Here is a 574-nt window from a genome sequence, read left to right on the forward strand (position 1 = left end):
GACCAGCGGCCGGACATGACGTCCTGGGCGCGGGCGTAGGCGTTGGCCGGCTTGCCCGGGGTCGAGCAGTCGAACCTGCCGGTCTGCTTGCCCCAACTGCCCCCGGCGTACGTCCCGTTCCTGGTGGCCGTGACCGTGCCGCTCCAGAAGAGCTTGCCGGTGTTGTAGTAGATGAACAGCTTCACCTGGCCCAGGTTGAAGTGGCTGCCGTTCAGCTTCAGCCGGGGGATGTCGTCGGTGGAGGTGGTGGTGGCGGTGCCGTCGCCGTTGTCGGTGGCGCCCAGCCGGTACGTGGAGATCCACAGCTTGGCCGTGACCCGGCGGTCGGCGGCGGCGGCGTTGTCCCGCCGCGCCTCGTCGCGGCTTCGCGGGCCGGCGCAGACGTCGTCGCCGGCGAAGGCCTCCCGCCACACCATTCCCTGCACGCAGGTGTGCGGGCCGAACGCGCCCGGGACCCAGTTCATGTACTTGAGCCGGTTCTCCACCGCGGTCCGCTCACGGACCTTCGGGGTCACGCAGACGTGGTCGGCGGGCCGCGCCTCCCGCCAGACGAAGCCGGCCAGGCAGGTGTCCG

General features: G+C 71.3%; 1 protein-coding gene. It reads right to left on the reverse strand.

Annotated features, from left to right (window positions below; genetic code table 11):
• On the reverse strand, positions 1 to 574 hold a 574-nt coding region (locus FAF44_RS53585; protein ID WP_237111180.1), incomplete at both ends, for a hypothetical protein.

The organism is Nonomuraea sp. MG754425, assembly GCF_021699195.1.
GTDB lineage: Bacteria > Actinomycetota > Actinomycetes > Streptosporangiales > Streptosporangiaceae > Nonomuraea.